Origin of the sequence: Pseudomonas sp. PS01270 (assembly GCF_029959775.1) — a bacterium.
In the GTDB taxonomy this organism is placed as follows: Bacteria; Pseudomonadota; Gammaproteobacteria; order Pseudomonadales; family Pseudomonadaceae; genus Aquipseudomonas; species Aquipseudomonas atacamensis.
In genome coordinates, this window is record NZ_JASCPT010000264.1 from 1 (window position 1) to 1,480 (window position 1,480).

Genomic DNA, 1,480 nt, shown 5'->3' on the forward strand with positions numbered 1-1,480 from the left:
TTACCACACGTTCGAGCTGAAGCTCGATGCGTTGTTTGCACAGAAGAACGGCTGAACAAAACCCTGTGGGAGCGAGCCTGCTCGCGAAGACGGACTGACATCCAACATTGATGTCGACTGATCCAGCGCTTTCGCGAGCAGGCTCGCTCCCACAAGTTTCCCCATACAAATTCAAGAAGATTGGAGAACACAATGGCCGAAGCAAAAGTACTCAGTGGCGCCGGGCTCCGTGGCCAGGTAGCCGGGCAAACCGCACTGTCCACCGTGGGCCAGGCCGGAGCCGGGCTGACCTATCGCGGCTACGACGTGCGTGAACTGGCCGCCGATGCGCAATTTGAAGAAGTCGCCTATCTGCTGCTGTACGGCGAACTGCCGACCAAAGCGCAACTGGCCGACTATCAAAGCAAACTGAGCAAGCTGCGCGACCTGCCGCAGGCTTTGAAAGAAGTGCTCGAACGAATTCCCGCCGACGCCCACCCGATGGACGTCATGCGCACCGGTTGCTCATTCCTCGGCAACATCGAACCGGAGAAAGACTTCTCCGAACAGCGCGACAAGACCGACCGTCTGCTCGCCGCGTTCCCGGCGATCATGTGCTACTGGTATCGCTTCAGCCACGACGGCAAGCGCATCGACTGCGTCAGCGACGAGCCGACCATCGGTGGCCACTTCCTGCACTTGCTGCACGGCAAGAAACCGAGCGAATTGCACGTCAAAGTCATGAACGTGTCGCTGATCCTCTACGCCGAACACGAATTCAATGCCTCGACCTTCACCGCGCGGGTTTGCGCTTCGACTTTGTCGGATCTGTACTCGTGCGTGACGGCGGCGATCGGCTCGCTGCGTGGCCCGTTGCACGGCGGCGCCAACGAAGCGGCGATGGAAATGATCGAGCGCTTCTCGTCGCCGGAAGAGGCGATCAAAGGCACCCTCGGCATGCTCGAGCGCAAGGACAAGATCATGGGTTTCGGCCACGCGATCTATAAGGACAGCGACCCGCGCAACGAGGTGATCAAGGGCTGGGCGAAAAAACTCGCGGACGAGGTCGGTGACAAGGTGTTGTTCCCAGTCTCGGAAGCCATCGACAAGACCATGTGGGAGCAGAAGAAACTGTTCCCGAATGCCGACTTCTACCATGCCTCGGCTTACCACTTCATGGGCATCCCGACCAAGCTGTTCACGCCGATCTTCGTCTGCTCGCGCCTGACCGGCTGGGCCGCGCACGTGTTCGAACAACGCGCCAACAACCGCATCATCCGCCCGAGCGCCGAGTACACCGGCGTCGAACAGCGCAAGTTCGTGCCAATCGAACGTCGCTGAATGGTGAGCTGACCCGGAACCAGAGAACCCCGCTAGACCCTGTGGGAGCGAGCCTGCTCGCGAAGACGGACTGGCATCCAACAAGGATGTCGACTGATCTATCGCTTTCGCGAGCAGGCTCGCTCCCACAGTGGACGGTGTGCAACTCAGGTGTCTGGCC

The 1,480-nt window shown here is 59.9% G+C and carries 1 protein-coding gene; it reads left to right on the forward strand.

What is annotated here, in order from left to right; genetic code table 11:
* The first annotated feature begins 192 nt into the window (after nt 1-192).
* Complete coding sequence (gene prpC, locus QMX86_RS28045) at nt 193-1,320, forward strand: 2-methylcitrate synthase (protein WP_217851015.1); 1,128 nt, start codon at nt 193-195, stop codon at nt 1,318-1,320.
* Nucleotides 1,321-1,480 lie beyond the last annotated feature (160 nt).